1 protein-coding gene is annotated in these 730 nt (G+C 36.7%); it reads right to left on the reverse strand.

Going from position 1 to position 730, the window contains the following annotated elements; translation table 11 throughout:
• Positions 1–124 precede the first annotated feature (124 nt).
• Positions 125–577 carry an IS200/IS605 family transposase gene (gene tnpA, locus IGJ05_RS16130; RefSeq protein WP_010750015.1) on the reverse strand — a complete coding sequence of 151 codons (453 nt, stop codon included), beginning with the start codon at positions 575–577 and terminating at the stop codon, positions 125–127.
• Between the last annotated feature and the right edge of the window lie 153 nt (positions 578–730).

Genomic DNA, 730 nt, shown 5'->3' on the forward strand with positions numbered 1-730 from the left:
AGTAAATATCCACCCGTGAAACGGGTGGCTTTTTAACAGCCCTAGAAGGGCTCACCACTCGCTAGCCCCTTAAAAGGGGCTTTTTAAATGACCACCAACCGCTCACAGCCCTATCTCTCTTTAACTATTTAAATGGATCTACATACTCTTGTTTACTTATACTATCTCTTATTCGATCATCTGCTTCTTGTTCTCGAATATATTTTTCAATTGTTTTTTGATTTAACCCAACCGTACTCACGTAGTATCCTTTGGACCAAAAGCTTTTATTCCCATACTTATATTTCAAATTCGCATGTTTTTCATGGATTAAGGTTGCACTTCGTCCTTTTAAGTAGCCCATAAAACTAGAAATACTAATCTTTGGTGGTATTCTTACTAACATATGAATATGGTCAGGCATGGCATGAGCTTCAATGATTTCAACATCTTTCATCTCATACAATTTTCTTAATATCTGATTAATACTTACTCTTAACTTTCCATAAATCACTTTTCGTCGATACTTCGGGGTGAAGACTATGTGATACTTACAATTCCATCTGGTATGTGCTAAACTTTTATCGTCGTTAGACATAAAAAAACTCCTTTCGATCTGATATGCGGTTGGTAGCCACTATTAGTATATCGAAAGGAGTTTTTTATCGCTAAAGCTATTTCGTCCACGCGTAGAAACGCGCGGTTTTTTTGTTTCGTACGCTACGCGAACGAAACTGACTAAAGTCAATAA

Origin of the sequence: Enterococcus sp. AZ167 (genome assembly GCF_051714025.1) — a bacterium.
GTDB lineage: Bacteria > Bacillota > Bacilli > Lactobacillales > Enterococcaceae > Enterococcus_D > Enterococcus_D casseliflavus.

What these genes read in the sequence shown, in the direction of transcription:
- tnpA (WP_010750015.1), bottom strand. Translation starts at nt 577, where the DNA reads ATGTCTAACGACGATAAAAGTTTAGCACATACCAGATGGAATTGTAAG.